The following is a 25400-nucleotide window of genomic DNA, read 5'->3' as shown; positions in this document are numbered from 1 at the left end:
GATTATTTACCTTGTTCGGCCAACCCGTCGAGGTAGCGTTCAGCATCCAGCGCGGCCATACAGCCGGTGCCCGCTGAGGTGATCGCCTGGCGGTAAATATGGTCCATGACATCGCCCGCGGCGAAGACACCCGGAATGCTGGTCTGGGTCGCGTTGCCGTGGATCCCAGACTGCACTTTGATGTAGCCGTTTTCCAGCTCCAGCTGACCGTCAAAAATGGCGGTGTTCGGGCTATGGCCTATGGCCACAAACAGTCCAGCCACTTCCAGTGACTCTACATTATCGGTGTTCTGGGTATCGCGGATACGCAGACCGGCAACGCCCATCTGATCGCCCGTAACTTCTTCCAGGGTGCGGTTGGTATGCAACACGATGTTGCCACTTGCCACTTTATCCATCAGACGCTTGATCAGGATTTTCTCGGCGCGGAAGGTCTCGCGGCGGTGGATCAGATGCACTTCAGAGGCGATGTTCGCCAGGTAAAGCGCTTCTTCCACCGCGGTATTACCGCCGCCGATAACGGCTACTTTCTGGTTGCGATAGAAGAAACCGTCGCAGGTTGCGCAGGCAGAAACGCCGCGACCTTTAAAGGCTTCTTCAGACGGCAGACCGAGGTAACGGGCAGAGGCGCCCGTGGCGATGATCAGCGCGTCGCAAGTGTATTCCCCGCTGTCGCCGGTCAGACGAAACGGACGGTTCTGCAGATCGACCTTGTTAATGTGGTCGAACAGAATTTCGGTTTCGAATTTGGCAGCATGCTCGTGCATACGTTCCATCAGCAGCGGCCCGGTAAGGTCATTCGGGTCGCCTGGCCAGTTTTCCACTTCTGTGGTGGTGGTCAGCTGACCGCCTTTTTCCATGCCGGTGATTAATACCGGGTGCAGGTTAGCGCGTGCAGCATAGACCGCCGCGGTATATCCCGCAGGTCCAGAACCAAGGATTAGCAGCTTACTGTGTTTGGCCGTGCCCATGAGATCCCCATTGTTGTTGGCAGACATTGGGCTGGATTGTAGGGAATTTGTTGCCGTAAAAAAAGAGCACAGCAATTTTGATATCGATATGTGCAATAGCCACTGACAATGAATTGCACGCTATAACATCACGTCTTCATGTTGAAACCGCTCGTTTATAAGGCAATAAAATGAGGATTAATACCCGACCGCAATGAATATCCGGCACGTTGTACTAAAAATCGATGTTTTGCTTTGACAATCCCCTGCGCTTTTGCGAAAACATTCAAGGAAGAAAAAAATCCGCATTAACCGCGTGCCGCATAGACATGCATGTAAATGCCATTTTTACCGGGTCAATGAAATCTACGCATGGCGTGGACAGACGCCATACGTGATGTCGGTGACTGCCTTAGGGCAACGGTTTTCTTACCAACAGAACCCGAATCCGCATCGCGTTTAATACATAATCAGGCGATGTGATAAATAACGGGGACAGGCTCTGAACAGTGATGTGCACAGGGTCCAGGCAGGAGTAGGGAAGGAATACAGAGAGACAATAATAATGGTAGATAGCAAGAAGCGCCCTGGCAAAGATCTCGACCGTATCGATCGTAACATTCTTAATGAATTGCAAAAGGATGGGCGTATTTCCAACGTCGAGCTTTCAAAACGTGTGGGACTTTCCCCGACGCCATGCCTTGAGCGCGTGCGCCGACTGGAAAGACAGGGTTTTATTCAGGGCTATACAGCTCTGCTGAACCCGCATTATCTGGATGCCTCACTTCTGGTATTTGTTGAGATTACTCTGAATCGTGGTGCGCCGGATGTGTTTGAGCAATTTAACTCCGCTGTACAAAAACTTGAAGAAATTCAAGAGTGTCATCTGGTTTCCGGTGATTTTGACTACCTGTTAAAAACCCGTGTGCCAGACATGTCCGCCTACCGTAAGCTGCTGGGGGAAACCCTGCTGCGTCTGCCAGGCGTGAACGACACCCGTACTTATGTGGTGATGGAAGAAGTCAAACAGAGCAATCGTCTGGTTATTAAGACGCGCTAACACGGAACAGGTGCAAAATCAGCGTAGTTTGATTACACTCCTGTTAATCCATACAGCAACAGTGCCGGGGATACCCGGCGCTGTTGTCCGTTTTAGCAAACAGGCAGGACATGCCTGATACCTGGAGAGCCTTTCTTGAGCCAGGAATACACTGAAGACAAAGAAGTCACATTATCGAAGTTAAGCAGCGGACGTCGTCTCCTTGAGGCGTTACTGATTGTTATTGCCCTTTTTGCCGTCTGGCTGATGGCTGCCTTACTCAGTTTCAACCCCTCAGATCCCAGCTGGTCACAAACCGCATGGCATGAGCCTATCCATAATTTGGGCGGCGTTCCCGGAGCCTGGCTTGCGGACACCCTCTTTTTCATTTTCGGTGTGATGGCGTACACCCTTCCTGTCATTATTCTTGGCGGGTGCTGGTTTGCCTGGCGTCATCGTCAGAACGATGACTACATCGATTATTTCGCGGTTTCGCTACGCTTGATTGGTGCCCTGGCGCTGATCCTCACCTCCTGCGGGCTTGCGGCAATCAACGCCGATGATATCTGGTACTTCGCCTCTGGTGGGGTGATTGGTAGCCTGTTGAGCTCAGCGCTACAGCCGATGCTTCACAGCAGCGGCGGCACGCTGACGTTGCTGTGTATTTGGGCGGCAGGCTTGACCCTGTTCACCGGCTGGTCGTGGGTGAGCATTGCCGAGAAAATTGGCAGTTTTATCCTTACCCTCTTGACGTTTGCCAGCAACCGTACTCGTCGTGATGATACGTGGGTTGATGAAGACGAGTATGAAGAGGAGTATGACGACGAAGACGAGGCCCCCGTGCAGCGTCGAGAATCGCGTCGTGCCCGTATTCTGCGCGGAGCACTGGCGCGTCGTCAGCGTGTCGCTGAAAAATTTGCTAACCCGCTTGGGCGTAAAACCGATGCGGCTCTCTTCTCCGGCAAACGTATGGATGAAGACGAGCAGGTTGAGTATCGTGCTGCGGGTGCCGCAGTCGATCCTGATGATGTACTCTTCTCTGGCAACCGCGCGATGCCGGGCGATTTTGACGAATACGATCCGCTGTTAAACGGCCATTCGGTCACTGAACCGGTCGCAGCGGCAGCAGCAGCCACCACGGCCGCGCAGGCGTATACTGCGCCTGTAGAGGCAGTGATGCCTTCTGCCGCGGTTCCTGCTCCCGAATCTGCCATTCAGCAGCCGCAGGTTGCCTGGCAAACTGCGCCTGGCGTCCACACTCCGGAACCTGTGATTGCGCCAGAACCAGAAAGCTATGTACCTGTGCAGCAGGAACAGTGGCAGCAGCCTTATCAGGCGGAGCCCGTGTATGAACCGCAAGGGTATTCTGAATATGAGCAGCCTGTTGCCGATCCATATCAGGAGTATGTTCCTGAGCCGGAGCCTGTACAACCTCACGTAACGCCACAGCCAGAACCTGACGTTGTGGAAGAGGCCAAACCGGCTCGTCCGCCGCTGTACTATTTTGAAGAGGTCGAAGAGCGCCGCGCCCGTGAGCGTGAGCAGCTTGCCGCCTGGTATCAGCCAGTGCCTGAACCTGTGCAGGAGCCTGTGACGAGAACGCCTGCTGTTTCTGTTCCGTCTGTTGATCCAACGCCAGCTGTCACCCCCGTGGCAGATAGCGTGAAGCAGGCGGCAACAGCCGCGACCGTTGCCGCCCCGTTGTTTAGCCTGGCGACAGACGGTGCGCCGCGTCCTCAGGTGAAAGAGGGGATTGGCCCGCAGTTACCCCGCCCTAATCGCGTGCGCGTTCCAACGCGTCGTGAGCTAGCGTCGTATGGCATCAAGCTGCCTTCCCAGCGCATGGCTGAAGAGAAAGCGCGCGAATCTGACTATGAAGACGACGCTGATGAGTTGCAACAGGATGAGCTGGCACGCCAGTTTGCCATGCAACAAAATCAGCGCTATGGCGAGGAATATCAGCACGATGCGCAGCCGTCGCATGGGCAAGAGAATGAAAATGACGCCGCTGAAGCGGAGCTAGCACGACAGTTTGCGGCCACGCAGCAGCAGCGCTATTCCGGCGAGCAGCCAACGGGCGCAAATCCGTTCTCGCTGTCTGATTTTGAATTCTCGCCAATGAAAGACCTGGTGGATGACGGGCCGAGCGAGCCGCTGTTTACCCCGAGCGTCATGCCGGAAGCAGAACCTGTACGTCAGCCAGCTGCACCTGCGCCACAGGGCTATGCACAGCCACAGCAATCCACTCAGCAGCCCTACGTTCAGCCGCAACAGCCTGCTCAGCAGCATTATGCGCAACCGCAGCAGCCACAACAGCCGCCGCAGTTCCAGCAACCTGCAGCACAGCCGCAGGAGAGCCTTATCCACCCGCTGTTGATGCGTAACGGCGACAGCCGTCCGCTGCAGCGCCCAAGCACGCCGCTGCCGTCGCTGGATCTGTTAACGCCTCCTCCGTCAGAAGTGGAGCCGGTCGATACTTTTGCACTGGAACAAATGGCGCGACTGGTGGAAGCGAGACTGGCAGACTTCCGCATTAAGGCGGATGTGGTTAACTATTCTCCAGGTCCGGTGATCACCCGTTTTGAGCTGAACCTGGCTCCTGGCGTAAAAGCTGCACGTATTTCTAACCTGTCGCGCGATCTGGCACGTTCTCTGTCAACCGTGGCGGTGCGTGTGGTGGAAGTGATTCCAGGCAAGCCTTACGTTGGCCTTGAGTTGCCGAACAAGAAACGTCAAACCGTATATCTGCGTGAAGTACTGGATAACACCAAGTTCCGCGATAATCCGTCTCCGCTGACCGTGGTGTTGGGTAAAGATATCGCGGGCGATCCGGTCGTTGCCGATCTGGCAAAAATGCCACACCTGCTGGTTGCGGGGACCACCGGCTCCGGTAAATCCGTTGGTGTGAACGCCATGATCCTCAGCATGCTCTACAAAGCGCAGCCGGAAGATGTGCGTTTCATCATGATCGACCCGAAAATGCTGGAGCTGTCCGTCTATGAAGGCATCCCGCACCTGCTGACTGAAGTTGTGACCGACATGAAAGATGCTGCCAACGCCCTGCGCTGGAGCGTCAATGAAATGGAACGTCGCTACAAGCTGATGTCGGCGCTGGGCGTGCGTAACCTGGCCGGTTACAACGAGAAAATCGCCGAGGCCGTGCGCATGGGCCGTCCGATTCCAGATCCGTACTGGAAGCCGGGTGACAGCATGGATGCCCAGCATCCAGTGCTGGAAAAACTGCCTTACATCGTCGTGCTGGTGGATGAGTTCGCTGACCTGATGATGACCGTCGGTAAGAAAGTGGAAGAGCTGATTGCCCGCCTGGCGCAGAAAGCGCGTGCGGCCGGTATTCACCTCGTGCTGGCAACGCAGCGTCCGTCCGTGGACGTTATCACCGGTCTGATTAAGGCGAACATCCCGACCCGTATCGCGTTTACCGTGTCGAGCAAAATTGACTCGCGTACCATCCTCGATCAGGGTGGCGCAGAATCGCTGTTGGGCATGGGGGATATGCTGTACTCCGGTCCGAACTCGACCTTGCCAGTGCGTGTCCACGGCGCGTTCGTTCGCGATGAGGAAGTTCACGCGGTGGTGCAAGACTGGAAGGCGCGCGGTCGTCCGCAATACGTGGATGGCATTACTAACGATACCGAAAGCGAAGGTGGCGGTGGTGGTCTTGACGGCGGCGAAGAGCTGGATCCGTTATTCGACCAGGCGGTTAACTTCGTTACCGAAAAACGTAAAGCCTCCATCTCTGGGGTGCAGCGTCAGTTCCGTATCGGCTACAACCGCGCGGCGCGTATCATCGAACAGATGGAAGCACAGGGTATCGTGAGCGAGCAGGGACATAACGGGAACCGTGAGGTGCTGGCACCGCCGCCGTTTGATTAACCCTACCTCGATTGCAAAGAAGGGTAAATCAACCAAAATTAAGCATTTTCTTCTGTCACCTGCCTGCGGGCAGGTCCAGAATAGAAGACGGAAACCCCATATCGGGAAGACGTATTTTAAGGAATAACAATGAAAAAATTCGCAATCGCCTGTGCATTACTGACCAGCTTTGTTACCAGCAGCGTCTGGGCTGATGCAGCCAGCGACCTTAAAAGCCGACTGGATAAAGTAAGCAGCTTCCACGCCAGCTTCACGCAAAAAGTGACTGACGGAAGCGGCAATGCGGTGCAGGAAGGTCAGGGGGATCTGTGGGTGAAACGCCCGAACCTGTTTAACTGGCATATGACACAGCCGGATGAAAGCATCCTGGTCTCTGACGGTAAAACGCTGTGGTTCTTCAACCCGTTTGTCGAGCAGGCCACGGCCACCTGGTTGAAAGACGCCACCAGCAACACGCCATTTATGCTGATTGCCCGTAACCAGTCCAGCGACTGGCAACAGTATAACATCAAACAGAACGGTGATGAGTTTGTCCTGACGCCTAAAGGCAACAATGGCAATCTGAAGCAGTTCACCATTAACGTAAGCAGCAACGGCACGATTAATCAATTCGGCGCGGTTGAGCAGGACGATCAGCGCAGCAGCTATCAGCTCAAAACGCAGCAGAACGGCGCTGTTGATGCATCTAAATTCACCTTTACCCCGCCGCAGGGCGTAACGGTGGACGACCAACGTAAGTAAGAGGCTTGAGTGGGCAACCTGTCGCTCGATTTTTCAGATAATGCATTTCAACCTCTGGCCGCGCGTATGCGGCCAGAAAATTTAGCCCAGTATATCGGCCAGCAACACCTGCTGGCTGCGGGCAAGCCGCTGCCGCGCGCCATTGAAGCCGGGCATTTGCACTCCATGATCCTCTGGGGCCCGCCGGGTACCGGCAAAACCACACTTGCTGAAGTGATTGCCCGCTATGCCAATGCGGACGTTGAGCGCATCTCGGCCGTCACCTCCGGAGTAAAAGAGATCCGCGAGGCAATCGAGCGTGCGCGGCAGAATCGCAATGCCGGACGCCGTACGATCCTCTTTGTGGACGAAGTCCACCGCTTCAACAAAAGCCAGCAGGATGCCTTTCTGCCGCATATTGAAGACGGTACCATCTTCTTCATCGGTGCGACCACCGAAAACCCGTCGTTTGAACTCAACTCAGCGCTGCTTTCCCGCGCGCGCGTTTACCTCCTTAAATCGCTGACCACCGAGGATATCGAAAAGGTCCTTACTCAGGCGATGGAAGACAAAGCGCGCGGTTACGGTGGCCAAGATATTGTTCTTCCGGACGAAACGCGCCGGGCGATTGCGGAGCTGGTCAACGGCGATGCTCGTCGGGCTCTGAATACGCTGGAAATGATGGCCGATATGGCCGAACTGGATGGTTCCGGCAAGCGGGTGCTAAAGCCTGAATTGCTTACCGAAATTGCCGGCGAACGCAGCGCACGCTTTGATAATAAAGGCGATCGTTTTTACGATTTAATTTCGGCCTTGCATAAGTCCGTACGCGGCAGCGCGCCGGATGCGGCACTTTACTGGTATGCGCGCATTATCACCGCAGGTGGCGATCCTCTGTATGTCGCGCGTCGCTGTCTGGCGATTGCCTCTGAAGATGTTGGCAACGCTGACCCACGCGCTATGCAGGTTGCTCTTTCAGCATGGGACTGTTTTACCCGCGTCGGCCCGGCGGAAGGGGAGCGCGCCATTGCGCAGGCTATTGTTTATCTGGCCTGTGCGCCGAAAAGCAATGCCGTCTATACCGCCTTCAAAGCGGCCATGTCTGATGCGCGAGAACGTCCGGACTACGATGTCCCGGTTCATCTGCGCAACGCGCCGACGAAACTGATGAAAGAGATGGGCTATGGGCAAGAGTATCGTTACGCCCACGATGAACCCAACGCCTACGCGGCCGGGGAGGAATATTTCCCTCAGGAGATGGCACAAACCCGCTATTATCACCCCACAAACAGAGGTCTTGAGGGTAAGATTGGCGAAAAGCTCGCCTGGCTTACCGGACAGGATCAAAATAGCCCTATAAAACGCTACCGTTAGCGCGATCGTTGCGGTAATGTTGGCAATGTATCCTTGTGGCCGCAGGCTGTGGTCACATTTTCCTATTTTAATTCGATAAGCACAGGATAAGCATGCTCGATCCCAATCTGCTGCGTAATGAGCCAGACGCAGTCGCTGAAAAACTGGCACGCCGGGGCTTTAAGCTGGATGTAGATAAGCTGCGCGCTCTTGAAGAGCGTCGTAAAGTTCTGCAGGTACAAACTGAAAATCTGCAGGCAGAGCGTAACTCTCGATCGAAGTCCATCGGCCAGGCGAAAGCGCGCGGGGAAGATATTGAGCCACTACGCCTGGAAGTGAACAAGCTGGGTGAAGAGTTGGATCAGGCAAAAGCCGATCTGGACGTTCTTCTGGCAGAAATCCGCGATATCGCGCAGGCAATCCCGAATATTCCTGACGACAGCGTTCCTGTCGGTAAAGATGAAAATGACAACGTTGAAGTGAAACGCTGGGGCACGCCTCGCGAATTCGACTTCGAGGTTCGCGATCACGTGACGCTGGGCGAAATGCACGCGGGCCTGGACTTTGCTGCTGCGGTTAAGCTGACCGGTTCTCGCTTTGTCGTCATGAAAGGCCAGATTGCTCACCTGCACCGCGCGCTGGCTCAGTTCATGCTGGATCTGCACACCGAGCAGCACGGCTATAGTGAAACCTACGTTCCGTATCTGGTGAACCACGATACCCTGTACGGTACCGGTCAATTGCCTAAATTTGCTGGCGATCTGTTCCACACCCGTCCGCTGGACGAGGAAGCCGACAGCAGTAATTACGCGCTGATCCCAACTGCGGAAGTACCGCTGACCAACCTCGTGCGGGATGAGATCATTGACGAAGACGACCTGCCAATCAAACTGACTGCACACTCTCCGTGCTTCCGTTCTGAAGCGGGTTCTTACGGTCGCGACACCCGTGGTCTGATCCGTATGCACCAGTTCGACAAAGTTGAGATGGTGCAGATTGTACGTCCTGAAGATTCCATGGACGCACTGGAAGAGATGACCGGTCACGCTGAAAAAGTGCTGGAGCTGCTGGGTCTGCCGTACCGCCGTATGGCGCTGTGCACCGGTGACATGGGTTTTGGTGCCTGTAAGACCTTCGACCTTGAAGTCTGGGTTCCTGCGCAGAATACCTACCGTGAAATCTCCTCCTGCTCTAACGTCTGGGATTTCCAGGCGCGTCGTATGCAGGCACGCTGCCGCAGCAAATCTGACAAGAAAACCCGTTTGGTACATACCCTGAACGGTTCTGGTCTGGCAGTGGGTCGTACGCTGGTTGCGGTGCTGGAAAACTACCAGCAGGCGGACGGTCGTATTGAGATCCCAGAAGTGCTGCGTCCGTATATGAAGGGCCAGCAGTACATCGGCTAATAATCTGCTTTGAAACAAAAAAGCGCCTCAGGGCGCTTTTTTTATGCCTGTGATTTGATACGACGCAATACCCCCTCCCTCTAAAGTAGTAATACTCCTCCGAATGAAAGTTAGCATAAAAAACTGATAACGAAGCAATTCGTTATATATAAAACTATATAGCGGTTTAAGCCGCCTCTCTTTTCTTTGTGAGCAACCAAAGTGAGTTTCTATGAAAATCAACGCGCCTGAAGCGTTAATGGCTGCCGAGGTCTCTCGCCGTGGGTTGATGAAAACCACGGCCATTGGCGGTCTGGCAGTTGCCAGCAGCGCCTTCACGCTCCCTTTTTCTCGCCTGGCGTCGGCGGCGAATGCTTTATCGCCTGCCACGGCCCCGGAAAATGTGGTGTGGAGTGCCTGTACCGTAAACTGTGGCAGTCGTTGTCCGCTGCGTATGCATGTGGTGGATGGTGAAATCAAGTATGTCGAAACGGATAATACCGGCGACGATAACTACGAAGGGTTACATCAGGTACGCGCCTGTTTACGCGGCCGCTCCATGCGTCGTCGTGTCTACAACCCGGACCGCCTGAAGTACCCAATGAAGCGCGTCGGCAAGCGGGGAGAAGGCAAGTTCGAGCGCATCAGCTGGGACGAAGCCTACGAGATTATCGCTACCAATATGCAGCGCTTAATCAAAGAGTATGGCAACGAATCCATCTATCTTAATTACGGTACCGGCACGCTCGGCGGTACGCTGACCCGTTCCTGGCCGCCAGGCAAAACGCTAGTTGCGCGTCTGATGAACTGCTGCGGCGGTTACCTCAACCACTACGGCGACTACTCTTCAGCACAGATTGCGGCTGGTCTGAACTATACCTACGGTGGCTGGGCAGACGGCAACAGTCCTTCTGATATTGAAAACAGTAAACTGGTTGTTCTGTTCGGTAACAACCCGGGTGAAACGCGCATGAGCGGCGGCGGGGTGACGTACTATCTCGAACAGGCTCGTGCTAAATCTAACGCCCGCATGATCATCATCGATCCGCGCTACACCGATACCGGGGCAGGGCGTGAAGATGAATGGATCCCAATCCGACCGGGTACCGATGCTGCACTGGTCAGCGCGCTGGCGTGGGTAATGATCTCTGAAAACCTCGTTGATCAGCCGTTTCTTGATAAATACTGCGTCGGTTACGACGAGAAAACGTTACCAGCTGATGCGCCGGCAAACGGGCACTATAAAGCGTACATCCTCGGCCAGGGTAGCGACGGCGTGGCGAAAACACCCGAGTGGGCCTCTACCATCACCGGCATTCCGGTTGAGCGGATTGTTCAACTAGCACGTGAAATAGGTTCGGCTAAACCGGCATATATCAGCCAGGGCTGGGGGCCGCAGCGTCATGCAAACGGCGAAATTGCGACCCGTGCCATTTCAATGCTCTCTATTCTGACCGGGAACGTGGGCGTTCATGGCGGCAACACCGGCGCTCGTGAAGGATCCTATTCGCTGCCCTTTGAACGCATGCCAACGCTGGAAAACCCGGTTCAGACCAGTATCTCCATGTTTATGTGGACCGATGCGATAGAACGTGGCCCGGAAATGACCGCCCTGCGCGATGGGGTGCGTGGCAAAGACAAGCTGGATGTGCCGATCAAAATGATCTGGAACTATGCCGGTAACTGCCTCATCAACCAGCATTCTGATATCAACCGTACTCACGAAATCCTCCAGGATGACAAGAAGTGCGAGATGATTGTGGTGATTGACTGCCACATGACCTCGTCGGCGAAATATGCCGATATTCTGCTACCGGACTGCACGGCTTCTGAGCAGATGGACTTCGCACTGGATGCATCCTGCGGGAACATGTCCTACGTGATCTTCACCGATCGGGCCATTAAACCGCGCTTTGAGTGCAAAACTATTTATCAAATGACGTCGGAACTGGCGAAACGTCTTGGCGTGGAGGAGCAGTTTACGGAAGGACGCACGCAGGAAGGGTGGATGCGTCATCTGCATGAGCTCTCACGCAAGGCAATTCCCGATCTACCGGATTTCGATACTTTCCGCAAACAGGGCATGTTTAAACAGCGCGATCCGGAAGGCCACCACGTGGCATATAAGGCGTTCCGCGAAGATCCTCACGCTAACCCGCTGACTACGCCGTCGGGCAAGATTGAAATTTACTCGCAAGAGCTGGCAAAAATTGCCTCTACTTGGGAGCTGCCGGACGGAGACGTTATCGATCCGTTGCCAATCTATACCCCAGGCTTCGAAAACTACAATGACCCGCTGACGGCAAAATTCCCGCTGCAGCTGACCGGTTTCCACTATAAGGCGCGCGTTCACTCGACTTACGGCAACGTCGATGTACTGAAAGCCTCCTGTCGTCAGGAGATGTGGATTAACCCGATGGATGCAAAGGCGCGTGGCATCAGCAACGGCGATCGCGTACGCATCTTCAACGGGCGTGGTGAGGTACATATCGAAGCCAAAGTTACACCGCGCATGATGCCTGGCGTTGTCGCGCTGGGGGAAGGGGCCTGGTATAGCCCGGATGCAAACCGCATCGACCAGGCGGGCAGTATTAACGTACTGACCACGCAGCGTCCATCGCCACTGGCGAAAGGCAACCCGTCCCACACGAACCTCGTTCAGGTTGAAAAGGTGTAAGGAGTAACCGATGACAACCCAGTATGGATTTTATATCGATTCCAGCCGCTGCACCGGGTGCAAAACCTGCGAGCTGGCCTGTAAAGATTACAAAGACTTAACTCCGGACGTCAGCTTCCGCCGCATCTATGAATACGCGGGCGGCGACTGGCAGGAAGATAACGGCGTCTGGCATCAGAACGTCTTCGCCTATTACCTGTCGATTGCCTGTAACCACTGCGAAGACCCGGCGTGCACCAAAGTGTGCCCGAGCGGCGCAATGCACAAGCGCGACGACGGCTTTGTGGTGGTGGATGAAGATGTCTGCATTGGCTGCCGCTACTGTCATATGGCCTGCCCGTACGGCGCGCCGCAGTACAACGCCGCCAGGGGCCACATGACCAAATGCGATGGCTGTCATACCCGCGTCGTCGACGGCAAGAAACCGATCTGTGTGGAATCCTGCCCGCTGCGTGCGCTGGATTTTGGCCCGATTGACGAGCTGCGTAAAAAACACGGCCAGCTTGCGGCCGTCGCACCGCTGCCTTCCGCGCACTTCACCAAGCCGAGCATTGTGATTAAACCTAACGCTAATAGCCGCCCGACGGGCGATACCACCGGCTATCTGGCCAACCCGAAGGAGGTGTGAGATGGGAAGTGGATGGCATGAATGGCCGCTGGTGATCTTCACGGTCTTTGGGCAGTGCGTTGCAGGCGGCTTTATTGTCCTTGCGCTGGCGCTGCTAAAAGGCAATCTGAATGCTGAGCAGCAGCAACGTCTGGTATTAAGCATGTTTGGTCTGTGGGTGATGATGGGGATCGGCTTTATCGCTTCTACGCTGCACCTCGGTTCGCCAATGCGCGCGTTCAACTCTTTGAACCGCGTAGGGGCGTCTTCGCTAAGTAATGAAATTGCCAGCGGTGCCATTTTCTTTGCTGTTGGCGGACTTGGCTGGCTGCTGGCGGCAGTGAAAAAACTGCCGTCTGGACTGCGTAGCCTCTGGCTTGTCGTCACTATGGTGCTGGGGATCGTGTTCGTGTGGATGATGGTGCGCGTCTATAACACTATCGACACCGTTCCCACCTGGTATAGCGTCTGGACGCCGATGAGTTTCTTCCTGACGATGTTTATCGGCGGCCCATTGCTTGGCTTCTTGCTGCTGCGGATTGCGGGTGTAAATGGCTGGGCGATGCGCTTGTTACCTGCGGTTTCTCTGCTGGCACTGGTGATCAGTGCCATCGTGGCGCTTATGCAGGGGGCGGAGCTGGCAACAATCCATAGCTCCATTCAACAGGCCTCGGCGCTGGTACCGGATTACGGCTCGCTCATGTCCTTGCGTATTGTACTGCTGGTCGCCGCGTTAGTATTGTGGATTGCCCCTCAGCTTAAGGGTTATCAGCCTGCGCTGCCGCTGTTGTCACTGGCCTTTGTACTGGTCCTGGCGGGTGAACTGATAGGACGCGGTGTATTCTACGGCTTACATATGACCGTTGGTATGGCCATCGCCAGTTAACGCTGCATTTTGTTATATCAAGCCGGGACGCAGTGCCCGGCTTTTCTTTTTTCAATCATGAAATTTTTCGACTGTCGTTCGGCTTCAATTATTACCCTTAATAAATAAAAACAGATACATAAATAAGTTCGATAGCAGACGTTGCATTAGCAGGATTAGTTTTTTAAATCGACAAGGGGCATATTGTGCGTGCCGCCAGAAACGGTGGATTGACTTTGTTTTTGCCAGTGGCATGATGCGCACGAAATCTGAACCTCCTCACGGTTTTTAATCCATGACCACGTATACCCGGCCAGTGCTCCTGTTGCTCTGTGGCCTGCTTCTGCTGACCCTGGCGATCGCCGTGCTAAACACGCTCGTCCCGCTGTGGCTTGCCCATGAAAACTTACCGACCTGGCAGGTGGGTATGGTTAGTTCATCTTTTTTCACCGGGAACCTGCTGGGTACCTTGGTTACGGGCAGCCTGATTAAGCGTTTCGGTTTTAACCGCAGCTATTATCTGGCATCGCTTATTTTTGCCGCTGGATGTGCCGGGTTAGGGGTGATGGTGGGCTTCTGGAGCTGGATGGCCTGGCGTTTTATTGCCGGTATCGGCTGCGCAATGATTTGGGTAGTGGTGGAAAGTGCGCTGATGTGCAGCGGCACTTCGCGTAACCGCGGGCGTCTGCTTGCGGCCTATATGATGGTTTATTATGTTGGGACCGTGCTCGGTCAGTTGATGGTCAGCAAACTGCCGACCGACCTCATGAGCGTTTTGCCGTGGGTGACTGCAATGGTCATGGCGGCCATCCTGCCGTTGCTCTTTACGCGGATTGTTAGCCAGAGCAGTGAACATCAGGAAGCAACCCATGTCTGGCCGATGCTGAGACTGCGTCAGGCGCGCCTTGGGGTTAACGGTTGTATTATCTCCGGTATTGTCCTGGGCTCGTTGTATGGGCTGATGCCGCTTTACCTTAATCATCAGGGCGTCAGCGATTCCGGAATCGGCTTCTGGATGGCGGTGATGGTCAGTGCCGGAATCGTCGGGCAGTGGCCGATCGGTCGTCTGGCGGACCGCTTTGGCCGCTTGCTTGTACTGCGGGTTCAAGTTTTCGTCGTGATCATGGGCTGTCTTGCAATGCTCAGCAACGCCGCGATGGCCCCAGCACTGTTTATATTGGGGGCGGCGGGCTTTACGCTCTATCCAGTGGCGATGGCGTGGGCTTGTGAGAAAGTCGAACATCATCAGCTTGTGGCGATGAATCAGGCATTATTGTTGAGTTATACTATCGGCAGCCTGCTGGGGCCGACCTTTACCGCCATGCTAATGCAGAATTATTCTGACAACCTGCTGTTTATCATGATCGCCAGCGTATCGTTCATTTATCTCTTAATGCTGCTGCGCAAAGTGGGCGAACATCCAACGCCAGTTGCGCACGCCTGAATAACAAAAAGCCCGTCGATGACGGGCTTTTTGTCCTCATCACATATAAGACTTTTGCACATTGCTTGTTTATTGCGCCAGGCGATAATTCTACTGAGATCTATCACTAAAAGGCAGCAATCATGTCTACTCGTCGTTTTTCCACTACCGCACTGGCAGTGGCGTTATCTCTCATGTTTACAACGGCTCCGGTCATGGCGAATCCAGGAAACGGGAATGGCCACGGTAACGGTGGTGGGCAAGGCAATAGCGGCAATCATGGTAACGGTAATTCCGATAGCCATGGTAATAAACAAAATAACGGTAACCACAATCCCGGCAAATCAAATAAAAGTGTTGGTGATGATGTCGATGCGCGCGTGAGCTTCGATCATGCCCGTCATCTTGCGCTGAATTACGGTTTAACAGGCTATGACGCATTGCCTCCGGGCATTGCGAAAAACCTTGCACGAGGTAAACCCCTGCCTCCAGGAATTGCGAAGAAAACCGTACCTGCCTCTATGCTTGGTCAGCTTCCTTCGTATCCAGGTTATGAATGGCGTGTGGTCGGAGACGACCTGGTGTTAATTGCGCTCAGCACGGCAATTGTGACCACTATTATTAATGGCGTCTTCAAATAGAATTAAAAAAGCCCGGTAACAGTACCGGGCTTTTCTTTAATACATCACTTTGTGACCGTACTGCTCAAGAATACCTTTCACGCGCTCCATCGTCTCTTTTTTAGGCGGCTTAACGCCATCCAGTTTGTACTCTTCGCCCATTGCCACCCATTTATGTTTACCCAGCTCGTGGTAGGGCAGGAGCTCAATTTTCTCAACGTTGCCCATGTCGCGGGTAAACTCGCCCAGCCGATGCGCAGAGTCATCATCGTCTGACCAGCCTGGCACGACGACATAGCGGATCCAGGTCTTGATGCCTTTATCAGCGATATACTTAGCGAACTCTAGCGTACGGTGGTTGGACACACCGACCAGATTCTGGTGGATCTCATCGTTCATCTGTTTGAGATCGAGCATCACCAGATCGGTCACTTCAAGCAGTTCGTCGATCACCGGATCGTAACGGCGAACAAAACCGTTCGTGTCGAGACAGGTATGAATACCTTCCGTACGGCAGGCGCGGAACCAGTCGCGTACGAATTCTGCCTGAAGAATGGCCTCACCGCCGGATGCGGTCACGCCACCGCCGGACGCGTTCATAAAGTGGCGATAGGTAACCACTTCTTTCATCAAATCTTCAACGGTCACTTCCTTACCGCCATGCGTATCCCAGGTGTCACGGTTATGGCAGTACAGGCAGCGCATTAGGCAGCCCTGGAAAAAGGTGATAAAGCGGATACCTGGGCCATCGACAGTGCCACAGGATTCAAAGGAGTGAATGCGACCAATAATTGACATTGCGGTGATATCTCCAGCATCGGCCCGTCCGGGGCCTGTTTATGCACAGCTCAAAACCGGCTGTGTTACGCCTAATGGGATAGGCTCTTAGTCTGTTTTGGCTGATATCCATAAAGTATAGATAGCGGACAAAAGAGACTGAGGTAGAGAGGGTGCTAAAAAGGCCCCACTGACGTGGAGCCTTTATTGTACGCCTTTTAACGCGTGATTTCAGTCAATTCCAGTTAGATGGACTGAGTGAAAGTACGGGTGATAACGTCCTGCTGCTGTTCTTTAGTCAGGGAGTTAAAACGTACTGCGTAGCCAGATACGCGGATAGTCAGCTGAGGATATTTCTCAGGATTTTCCATTGCGTCGAGCAGCATCTCACGGTTCATCACGTTCACGTTCAGGTGTTGACCACCTTCGATGGACGCTTCGTGGTGGAAGTAACCATCCATCAGACCTGCGAGGTTAGTTTTACGGACTTCGTCGTCTTTACCCAGTGCGTTTGGAACGATAGAGAAGGTGTAAGAGATACCATCTTTCGCGTAAGCAAACGGCAGTTTAGCAACGGAGGTCAGAGAGGCAACAGCACCTTTCTGGTCACGACCGTGCATTGGGTTAGCACCTGGACCGAATGGCGCGCCAGCGCGACGACCGTCTGGGGTGTTACCGGTTTTCTTACCATACACAACGTTAGAGGTGATGGTCAGAACAGACTGAGTCGGGATAGCGTTACGGTAAGTCGTCAGTTTCTGAATTTTCTTCATGAAACGTTCTACCAGGTCAACCGCCATGTCATCGACGCGAGAGTCGTTGTTACCAAACTGCGGATATTCGCCTTCGATTTCGAAGTCTACAGCCAGGCCGTCTTCGTCACGAATAGGTTTAACTTTCGCATATTTGATTGCAGACAGGGAGTCAGCAGCAACGGACAGACCAGCGATACCACATGCCATGGTGCGAACGACGTCACGGTCGTGCAGCGCCATCAAAGAGGCTTCGTAGCTATATTTGTCATGCATGTAGTGGATAACGTTCAGTGCAGTGACGTACTGTTTAGCCAGCCAGTCCATGAAGTGATCCATACGATCCATCACTTCATCGAACTTCAGAACATCGCCTTTGATTGGTTCAGATTTAGGACCAACCTGCATTTTCAGTTTTTCATCAACGCCGCCGTTGATTGCATACAGCATGGTTTTCGCCAGGTTTGCACGCGCACCGAAGAACTGCATTTGTTTACCAACGATCATTGGGCTTACGCAGCACGCGATAGCATAGTCATCGTTGTTGAAGTCCGGTCGCATCAGGTCATCGTTCTCGTACTGCAGAGAAGAGGTGTCGATAGACACTTTAGCGGCGAATTTCTTGAAGTTCAGAGGCAGTTTTTCAGACCACAGAACGGTGATGTTCGGCTCCGGTGAAGGACCCATGGTGTACAGGGTATTCAGGAAGCGGAAGCTGTTTTTGGTTACCAGTGTACGGCCATCAACGCCCATACCACCGATTGATTCCGTTGCCCAGATTGGGTCACCAGAGAACAGCTCATCGTATTCAGGGGTACGCAGGAAGCGAACCATACGCAGTTTCATGACCAGGTGGTCAATCATTTCCTGAGCGTCTTGTTCGGTGATTTTGCCTGCTTTGATATCACGTTCGATGTAAGCATCCAGGAAGGTGGATACACGACCGAAGGACATTGCTGCACCGTTCTGAGACTTAACAGCCGCCAGGTAGCCGAAGTAAGTCCACTGGATAGCTTCCTGAGCGTTAGTTGCTGGTCCAGAGATATCGCAGCCATATTTAGCAGCCATCTCTTTGATCTGACCCAGCGCGCGGTGCTGTTCAGCGATTTCTTCACGCAGACGGATAGTTGCTTCCAGGTTTACGCCGTTTTCCAGGTCAGACTGCAGGGAAACGAACTGGGCGTATTTGTCTTTTAGCAGGAAGTCGATACCGTACAGCGCAACGCGACGGTAGTCACCAATGATACGTCCACGGCCATACGCATCTGGCAGACCGGTCAGAACGCCAGATTTACGGCAGTTCAGAATGTCTTTGGTATAAACATCGAATACACCCTGGTTGTGGGTTTTACGGTATTCGGTGAAGATTTTTTTCAACATTGGGTCCAGCTCGCGGTTATACGCTTTGCATGAACCTTCAACCATTTTGATACCACCGAACGGGATGATCGCACGTTTCAGTGGTGCTTCAGTCTGCAGACCCACGATTTTCTCAAGGGCTTTGTTGATGTAGCCAGCATCGTGAGAAGTGATGGTGGAAGCAACGGAGGTGTCAAAATCAACTGGCGCGTGAGTGCGGTTTTCCAGTTTGACGCCTTCCATTACGCTGTCCCACAGCTTGGTTGTCGCGTCAGTTGCGCCAGCCAGGAAGGACTCGTCACCTTCATACGGGGTATAGTTTTTCTGAATGAAGTCACGTACGTTTACTTCATTCTGCCAGTCACCTTTCGCAAAACCTTCCCAGGCTGTGGCTAACTTTTCATTAAGCTCGGACATGTAACACCTACCTTCTTAAGTGGATTTTTTATTTACTGCCTGAGACAACCATCAATGATGGGCATCGCCACGCAGGTAAATGACCCAGTATGTCAACCCAACTAACAGACCCCCACCGATAATGTTCCCGATAGTGACTGGGATCAGATTATCAGTAATGAAATTCATAATAGTCAGGTGAGAGAAACTTTCCGGGCTTGAACCTACTGCAGTCCAAAACTCCGGGCTCGCAAAGTTACGGATAACAATCCCCATAGGGATCATGAACATATTCGCGATACTGTGCTCGAAGCCGCTGGCGACAAACATCGCAACCGGCAGAACCATAATCATGGCTTTGTCCATCAGGCTACGACCCGAGTAGCTCATCCAGACGGCCAGGCAGACCATCAGGTTTGCGAGGATGCCGAGAGCAACTGCTTCGATAAATGTATGGTGCATTTTGTGGTCAGCAGTTTGTAGGACGTTCAGCCCCCAACCACCGTTGGCGGTCATATACTCGCCAGAGAGCCACATCAACAAAACAAAGAGCAGACAGCCAATAAGGTTACCAACATAGACGTTAAGCCAGTTGCGCGCCAGTTGGCCCCAGGTAATTCTTCCGCTGGCTTTCGCCACGACAATCAGTACCGTTGAGGTAAAGAGGTCTGCACCGCAGATAACGCAAAGAATCAGGCCCAGTGAGAAGCAAATGCCGCCAATCAGTTTGGCCATGCCGAAAGGCATCCCGGCTGTACCCGTGGTGGCAGTGATGTAGAAGACGAAAGCGATTGAGATGAACACACCAGCCGTGATCGCCAGATAGAACGTCTTCATCGGGTGTTTCGTTGCTTTATAGACACCCGCTTCTTCGGCAACTTTGGCCATCGCAGCTGGGAGTAAAAGATCAAAAGGGTTGTCAGCTTTCACACTAACTCTCTCTTTATTAAGTCGGCGACGAGATACTAACAAAGCATTATAGAAGAGAAATTGATATAGATCATATCTCGCCTGGCTTATAGGCCCGCACTGTGTATGGTTTTACAGCAAATGCGGAGTAAGTATTTGATTATCCGTATAAAAATAAATTTTAAAAGTTATGGAAAGAGTTGAATATTTTCAGTCGGCCACCTCAAAATCAGTTAATTAAAATGGAGTATTTGCCATAAAAGGTAACACTTAATCCCAGATAAATATTTTTATATTTACCTGTATTTAACTTTATTATCACAATCAAATTTCATTGCTGACGAAAATAAAAAACGGGGCAATGAAATTGCCCCGTAATATAGCCCAGACGATTGAATACGCCTACAGTCGCTAATGTTATGTGCGCTTATTTTGACCAGTAAGCGACTTTTGCTTTTTGCAGTTTCTCATAAGCCTTCAACAGCGACTGGTGTGCCGGGAAGGCCTTCAGATCGTTATCGACAGCCTGCAGGCCGTAGAAAGGCTCTTCTCCGCTCAGCGCTGCGCTGGCCGCTTCAACAGCGTCAGCGCCGTACATACGCACGAAGGCATTCAGGTATTGCAGTGGCTGGCGGTCTTCTTCCTGAGCAAGCAGCAACAGAGTTTGCAGGCAGCGGTAATAGTTGGTGCGTTCGGCGGAGAAGACGGACTGGTTGAACTCCATCGTCCATTCTGTCCAAGCCAGAGCCTGATCCAGATCGCCGCCGGCCAGAGCCAGCATCGCCTTCAGTTCACCAATGCGCAGAGTATACCAGCCGTTGTCTTTACCGGTCGCCAGACCCAGCAGTTCACGCACGCGGGTGAAATCGTCATGACCTTCTTCGTCCAACTGGGCGATCAGGTTCAGATAATCTTCTTTTGCCCACTCGCTGCCCGGCAAGGACAGCAGCGTTTCGCGTAGATGGGCACCCATGCTGTTATTCGCCAGCCACAGATCTTCAGCAGGATAAATATCGGACATGCCTGGCACAATAATGCGGCAGGCATAGACGCCCAGATGTTCGTAGTCGGCAATATAGACTTCCTGATCTTCGGCCGTGAAGATGGCCATCAGCGTGGCGAACTCTTCTTCCGTTGTGCCGGCAAAGCTCCAGTCCACGAACGGATAGTCTGCATCCTGCTTAAACATATCCCAGGAGATAGAGCCGCTGGAATCGATAAAGTGGGTTTCGAGGTTGGTGTGCTCGGCCACTTCTTCATCGTCAAAGGTCGGAGGGGTAAACACGTCGAGATCTTTCAGGCTACGGCCCTGCAGCAGCTCTGTGACGGTACGCTCCAGCGCCACGCCAAAGTCCGGGTGAGCACCAAAGGAGGCAAAGCAGGTTCCGTTAGCCGGGTTGAACAGCACCACGCAGATAACCGGATATTTACCGCCTAGCGAACCGTCATACGCAAAGATTGGGAAACCTTCTGCTTCCAGTTTAGCAATGGACTCCACCACGCCAGGATAGCGCGCCAGCACGTCGGCTGGAATTTCAGGCAGGCTGATGGATTCTGCAATAATGCGGTTTTTGATGTGACGTTCAAAGACTTCAGACAGACCCTGAACGCGCGCTTCATTGCGGGTGTTACCGGCAGACATGCCGTTAGACACGTACAGGTTACCGACGATGTTCATCGGGATAAAAACGGTCTGCTCATCAGACTGACGAGTGAACGGCAGGGCACAGATACCGCGATCCTCATTACCGGACTGCAGATCGATCAGCATGCTGGCGGTCAGTTCGTTTTCAGGATCGTAGAACGCGCGCAGGCGCGGATCCAGGATCCCTTCCGGCAGCTCGTCGTCTTCAGTCAGCGGGAACCACTTTTCATTGGGATAATGAACGAAGGGGCCGTTCGCGATGGTTTCACCCAACCAGAAGTCGGCGAAGAAATAGTTGGTCGACAGACGTTCAAAATATTCCCCCAGAGCAGAGGCCAGTGCCGCTTTTTTCGTCGCGCCTTTACCGTTGGTAAAACACAGAGCGCACTCTTTGTCGCGAATATGCACGGACCAGACGTGTGGCACCGGATTCAGCCAGGAGGCTTCTTCGATATTAAAGCCCAGGTCGGTCAGTTTCTGCTGGAAGCGAGCGATGGAATCTTCCAGAGCGGCGTCTTTGCCGGGGATAAACGTTTGAGTCATGGCGTTCACTTTTATCGTACGTAAAGCGCGCAATGATACGGGTTTTGCGTGACAGGTGCTATCTCCGGCGAAAATAAAAGGCTGAGCTATGCTTACTGTCAGTAACTCACTGTTAAGGCATAGAAAAATGAAAGCATTCGATCTCCAGCGGATGGCGTTTGATAAAGTCCCTCCTGAATTTTTAGGCGAAGTAGCGCTGCGTAGCCTGTATACCTTCGTACTGGTCTTTCTCTTTCTCAAAATTACCGGGCGTCGCGGTGTGCGGCAAATGTCGCTTTTTGAAGTGCTGATCATTCTGACCTTAGGGTCCGCCGCGGGGGATGTCGCCTTTTATGACGATGTCCCGATGGTGCCAGTCTTTATTGTTTTCGTTTCATTGGCTTTGCTGTACCGGCTGGTAATGTGGCTCATGTCGAAAAGCGAAAAGCTGGAAGATCTCCTGGAAGGGAAACCGGTGGTGATTGTGGAAGAGGGGCAGTTGGCCTGGGAGAACGTGCGAAGCGCCAATATGACGGAGTTTGAGTTTTTTATGGAGCTACGCCTTAACAGCGTTGAACAGCTTGGACAGGTACGGCTGGCGATAATGGAAACCAACGGGCAAATCAGCGTCTACTACTATCCCGACGAGGAGGTAAAGGCTGGGCTGTGTATTTTGCCGGATATGCTGATCGACCGATATACCACCGTACCCGAAACCGAGGAGTATGCCTGTATAAAATGCAGCCATGTGGTTGCGATGCAGGCAGGCGCTCATCAATTATGCCCCCGCTGTACAAATCCAGAGTGGACAAAGGTTAGCCGGGCAAAACGTATAACCTGACAGCCATTTTGTCGGTTTTGTGACAGCAAGGTGGTCGATTGTATTGTGTGACGACGGACACATTTCGCCGGTCATAAGTTTTAGACATTGCGGCGCGTGTCACTGAATGATAAAACCGATATCCACAGTTATAACTTATGGCTTTTAGCGTGGTGAGGGGAAATGGCTCAAGTCTTTAATTTCAGTTCAGGTCCGGCAATGTTACCGGCGGATGTACTCAAGCAGGCTCAGCAGGATCTGTGTGACTGGAACGGTCTGGGTACGTCGGTGATGGAAATCAGCCACCGTGGTAAAGAGTTTATTCAGGTGGCGGAAGAGGCAGAAAAGGATTTTCGCGATCTGCTGAACATTCCCTCGAACTACAAAGTATTGTTCTGCCATGGCGGCGGGCGCGGTCAATTTGCCGGTATCCCGCTGAACATCCTGGGCGACAAAACCACAGCAGACTACGTTGATGCAGGTTACTGGGCTGCCAGCGCGATCAAAGAAGCGCACAAATACTGTACGCCGAACGTTATCGACGCAAAAGTGACTGTTCACGGTCTGCGCGCCGTTAAGCCGATGAGCGAGTGGCAGCTTTCACGCGACGCTGCGTACCTGCACTACTGCCCAAATGAAACGATTGATGGCATCGCGATTCACGAAGAGCCAAACTTTGGTGAGAACGTGGTAGTGACCGCGGATCTCTCCTCCACCATTCTTTCCACGCCGCTGGATGTCAGCCGTTACGGTGTTATTTATGCTGGCGCACAGAAAAACATCGGCCCTGCCGGCCTGACTATCGTCATTGTGCGCGAAGACCTGCTGGGTAAAGCGCATAAATCCTGCCCGTCGATTCTTGATTATACCGTGCTGAACGATAACGACTCCATGTTTAACACGCCTCCTACCTTTGCCTGGTATCTCTCCGGCCTTGTCTTCAAATGGCTGAAGCAAAAAGGCGGTGTGGCGCAAATGGACAAGATCAATCAGCAAAAAGCTGAACTGCTGTACGGTGTGATTGATAAGAGTGATTTCTATCGCAATGACGTAGCGCAAACCAACCGTTCCCGCATGAACGTCCCGTTCCAACTGGCGGATAGTAATCTTGATAAAGTGTTCCTGGAAGAGTCATTTGCTGCAGGCCTGCACGCGCTGAAAGGGCACCGCGTTGTAGGCGGTATGCGCGCGTCCATTTACAACGCCATGCCGCTGGAAGGCGTTAAAGCACTGACCGATTTCATGATTGACTTTGAACGTCGTCACGGCTAATTGTGCAGTCTTTCACCCCCGTAGCGCTGCTGCGGGGTTTTTATTATGTTGAGTTGAGAGTTTACGTTTCATGGAATCCCTGACGTTACAACCTATTGCGCGGGTAGATGGCACCATTAATCTGCCTGGGTCAAAAAGTGTCTCGAACCGCGCTCTGCTGCTGGCCGCTCTGGCAAATGGCACCACCGTCCTCACTAACCTGCTGGACAGCGATGATGTGCGCCATATGCTCAATGCGCTGAAAGCGTTGGGAGTTCATTACACGTTGTCTGACGATCGTACCCGTTGCGAAGTCACCGGTAACGGCGGCGCGCTACACGCAGCTGAAGAGCTTGAGCTGTTCCTGGGTAATGCCGGTACAGCAATGCGCCCTCTGGCGGCAGCCCTGTGTCTGGGCAGTAATAACATTATCCTGACCGGCGAGCCGCGCATGAAAGAGCGCCCAATTGGTCATCTGGTGGATGCCCTTCGTCAGGGTGGCGCGCAGATTGAGTATCTGGAGCAGGAAAATTATCCGCCCCTGCGCCTGCGCGGTGGTTTTACCGGCGGCAACGTTGAGGTTGATGGCAGCGTCTCCAGCCAGTTTTTGACCGCATTGCTGATGACAGCACCGCTGGCACCGCAGGATACCCTTATTACCATCAAGGGTGAGCTGGTCTCTAAGCCATACATCGATATCACGCTGCACCTGATGAACACCTTTGGCGTTGAGGTGGAGAACCAGTCTTACCAGCGTTTTGTGGTTCGCGGCGCGCAGCAGTATCAATCTCCGGGCAGCTACCTGGTTGAAGGCGATGCGTCATCTGCCTCCTACTTCCTGGCTGCAGGTGCAATTAAAGGCGGTACGGTGAAGGTGACCGGTATTGGCCGTAATAGCGTGCAGGGTGATATCCGCTTTGCTGACGTGCTGGAGAAAATGGGCGCCGTTGTGACCTGGGGTGATGACTTCATCTCCTGTACTCACGGCGAGCTGAATGCCATCGATATGGACATGAACCATATCCCGGATGCGGCGATGACCATTGCAACGGCTTCGCTGTTCGCGAAAGGCACGACGACGCTGCGAAACATCTACAACTGGCGCGTGAAAGAGACCGACCGTCTGTTTGCGATGGCCACCGAACTGCGTAAAGTGGGCGCAGAAGTGGAAGAGGGCGAAGACTATATCCGCGTCACGCCTCCGACAACACTGCAGTTTGCGGAAATTGGCACGTATAACGATCACCGTATGGCGATGTGTTTCTCGCTGGTGGCACTGTCCAATACGCCAGTCACCATTCTCGATCCGAAGTGTACGGCGAAAACCTTCCCGGACTACTTCGAACAGCTGGCGCGCATTAGCACTCTGGCCTGATCATACTTGCCGCATCATCCGATGCGGCATTTCCTTACGCTTCCTGACGTTCATTCTCGCC

General features: G+C 53.2%; 18 protein-coding genes. 13 read left to right on the top strand and 5 right to left on the bottom strand.

What is annotated here, in order from left to right; translation table 11 throughout:
* Positions 1-2: 2 nt before the first annotated feature.
* Complete coding sequence (gene trxB, locus V5P19_RS09265; RefSeq protein ID WP_334402383.1) at positions 3-971, bottom strand: thioredoxin-disulfide reductase; 969 nt, start codon at positions 969-971, stop codon at positions 3-5.
* Between the two features lie 544 nt (positions 972-1515).
* Between trxB and lrp the strand changes: the two genes are divergently transcribed.
* The 10 genes from lrp to V5P19_RS09215 all read left to right on the top strand — a co-directional run bounded on the left by lrp (position 1516) and on the right by V5P19_RS09215 (position 15554).
* The gene (gene lrp / locus V5P19_RS09260) at positions 1516-2010 is read left to right on the top strand and encodes a leucine-responsive transcriptional regulator Lrp (protein ID WP_002439523.1); all 495 of its coding nucleotides are present in this window, start codon (positions 1516-1518) and stop codon (positions 2008-2010) included.
* 135 nt (positions 2011-2145) lie between these two features.
* A complete protein-coding gene (gene ftsK, locus V5P19_RS09255; RefSeq protein WP_334402380.1) occupies positions 2146-5883 on the top strand; it encodes a DNA translocase FtsK in 3738 nt (1245 codons plus the stop codon).
* A gap of 129 nt (positions 5884-6012) precedes the next feature.
* Positions 6013-6624 carry an outer membrane lipoprotein chaperone LolA gene (gene lolA, locus V5P19_RS09250; protein ID WP_334402377.1) on the top strand — a complete coding sequence of 204 codons (612 nt, stop codon included), beginning with the start codon at positions 6013-6015 and terminating at the stop codon, positions 6622-6624.
* Between the two features lie 9 nt (positions 6625-6633).
* Positions 6634-7977, top strand: a complete 1344-nt coding sequence (gene rarA / locus V5P19_RS09245) for a replication-associated recombination protein RarA (protein WP_334402375.1) — start codon at positions 6634-6636, stop codon at positions 7975-7977.
* A gap of 92 nt (positions 7978-8069) precedes the next feature.
* Positions 8070-9362 (top strand): serine--tRNA ligase, encoded by a 1293-nt coding sequence (serS, locus tag V5P19_RS09240; RefSeq protein WP_334402373.1) that lies wholly within the window; start codon positions 8070-8072, stop codon positions 9360-9362.
* Between the two features lie 211 nt (positions 9363-9573).
* The gene (gene dmsA, locus V5P19_RS09235; protein WP_334402371.1) at positions 9574-12018 is read left to right on the top strand and encodes a dimethylsulfoxide reductase subunit A; all 2445 of its coding nucleotides are present in this window, start codon (positions 9574-9576) and stop codon (positions 12016-12018) included.
* 10 nt (positions 12019-12028) lie between these two features.
* On the top strand, positions 12029-12646 hold the full coding sequence (locus V5P19_RS09230) for a DMSO/selenate family reductase complex B subunit (protein ID WP_334401374.1): 618 nt from the start codon (positions 12029-12031) through the stop codon (positions 12644-12646).
* A gap of 1 nt (position 12647) precedes the next feature.
* Positions 12648-13511 (top strand): dimethyl sulfoxide reductase anchor subunit family protein, encoded by an 864-nt coding sequence (locus V5P19_RS09225; protein WP_334402369.1) that lies wholly within the window; start codon positions 12648-12650, stop codon positions 13509-13511.
* A gap of 274 nt (positions 13512-13785) precedes the next feature.
* Positions 13786-14934, top strand: coding sequence for an MFS transporter (locus tag V5P19_RS09220; protein ID WP_334402367.1), 1149 nt, complete (start codon positions 13786-13788; stop codon positions 14932-14934).
* A 122-nt stretch (positions 14935-15056) separates the two neighbouring features.
* A complete protein-coding gene (locus V5P19_RS09215) occupies positions 15057-15554 on the top strand; it encodes an anti-virulence regulator CigR family protein (protein ID WP_334402364.1) in 498 nt (165 codons plus the stop codon).
* 36 nt (positions 15555-15590) lie between these two features.
* On the opposite strand, the gene pflA is transcribed toward V5P19_RS09215, so the two are convergent.
* The 4 genes from pflA to ycaO form a co-directional block, all read right to left on the bottom strand.
* On the bottom strand, positions 15591-16331 hold the full coding sequence (gene pflA, locus V5P19_RS09210; protein ID WP_334402362.1) for a pyruvate formate lyase 1-activating protein: 741 nt from the start codon (positions 16329-16331) through the stop codon (positions 15591-15593).
* A 224-nt stretch (positions 16332-16555) separates the two neighbouring features.
* Positions 16556-18838 carry a formate C-acetyltransferase gene (gene pflB, locus V5P19_RS09205; protein ID WP_334402360.1) on the bottom strand — a complete coding sequence of 761 codons (2283 nt, stop codon included), beginning with the start codon at positions 18836-18838 and terminating at the stop codon, positions 16556-16558.
* 51 nt (positions 18839-18889) lie between these two features.
* On the bottom strand, positions 18890-19747 hold the full coding sequence (gene focA, locus V5P19_RS09200) for a formate transporter FocA (RefSeq protein ID WP_334402358.1): 858 nt from the start codon (positions 19745-19747) through the stop codon (positions 18890-18892).
* Positions 19748-20153: 406 nt separating this feature from the next.
* Positions 20154-21914, bottom strand: coding sequence for a 30S ribosomal protein S12 methylthiotransferase accessory factor YcaO (gene ycaO, locus V5P19_RS09195; RefSeq protein WP_334402356.1), 1761 nt, complete (start codon positions 21912-21914; stop codon positions 20154-20156).
* Between the two features lie 127 nt (positions 21915-22041).
* On the opposite strand from ycaO, the gene V5P19_RS09190 reads away from it, so the two are divergent.
* From V5P19_RS09190 to aroA, 3 genes are all read left to right on the top strand, one after another.
* Positions 22042-22734 (top strand): DUF421 domain-containing protein, encoded by a 693-nt coding sequence (locus tag V5P19_RS09190; protein ID WP_334402354.1) that lies wholly within the window; start codon positions 22042-22044, stop codon positions 22732-22734.
* Positions 22735-22896: 162 nt separating this feature from the next.
* Positions 22897-23985: a 3-phosphoserine/phosphohydroxythreonine transaminase gene (serC, locus tag V5P19_RS09185; RefSeq protein ID WP_334402352.1), complete on the top strand. Its 1089-nt coding sequence runs from the start codon at positions 22897-22899 to the stop codon at positions 23983-23985.
* A 70-nt stretch (positions 23986-24055) separates the two neighbouring features.
* Positions 24056-25339 carry a 3-phosphoshikimate 1-carboxyvinyltransferase gene (gene aroA, locus V5P19_RS09180; protein ID WP_334402349.1) on the top strand — a complete coding sequence of 428 codons (1284 nt, stop codon included), beginning with the start codon at positions 24056-24058 and terminating at the stop codon, positions 25337-25339.
* Positions 25340-25400 lie beyond the last annotated feature (61 nt).

The organism is Enterobacter sp. UNJFSC 003 (assembly GCF_036903355.1).
Classification (GTDB): domain Bacteria; phylum Pseudomonadota; class Gammaproteobacteria; order Enterobacterales; family Enterobacteriaceae; genus Enterobacter.
The sequence above is the reverse complement of the archived record's forward strand: the minus strand, read 5'-3'. Positions and strand labels throughout refer to the sequence as shown.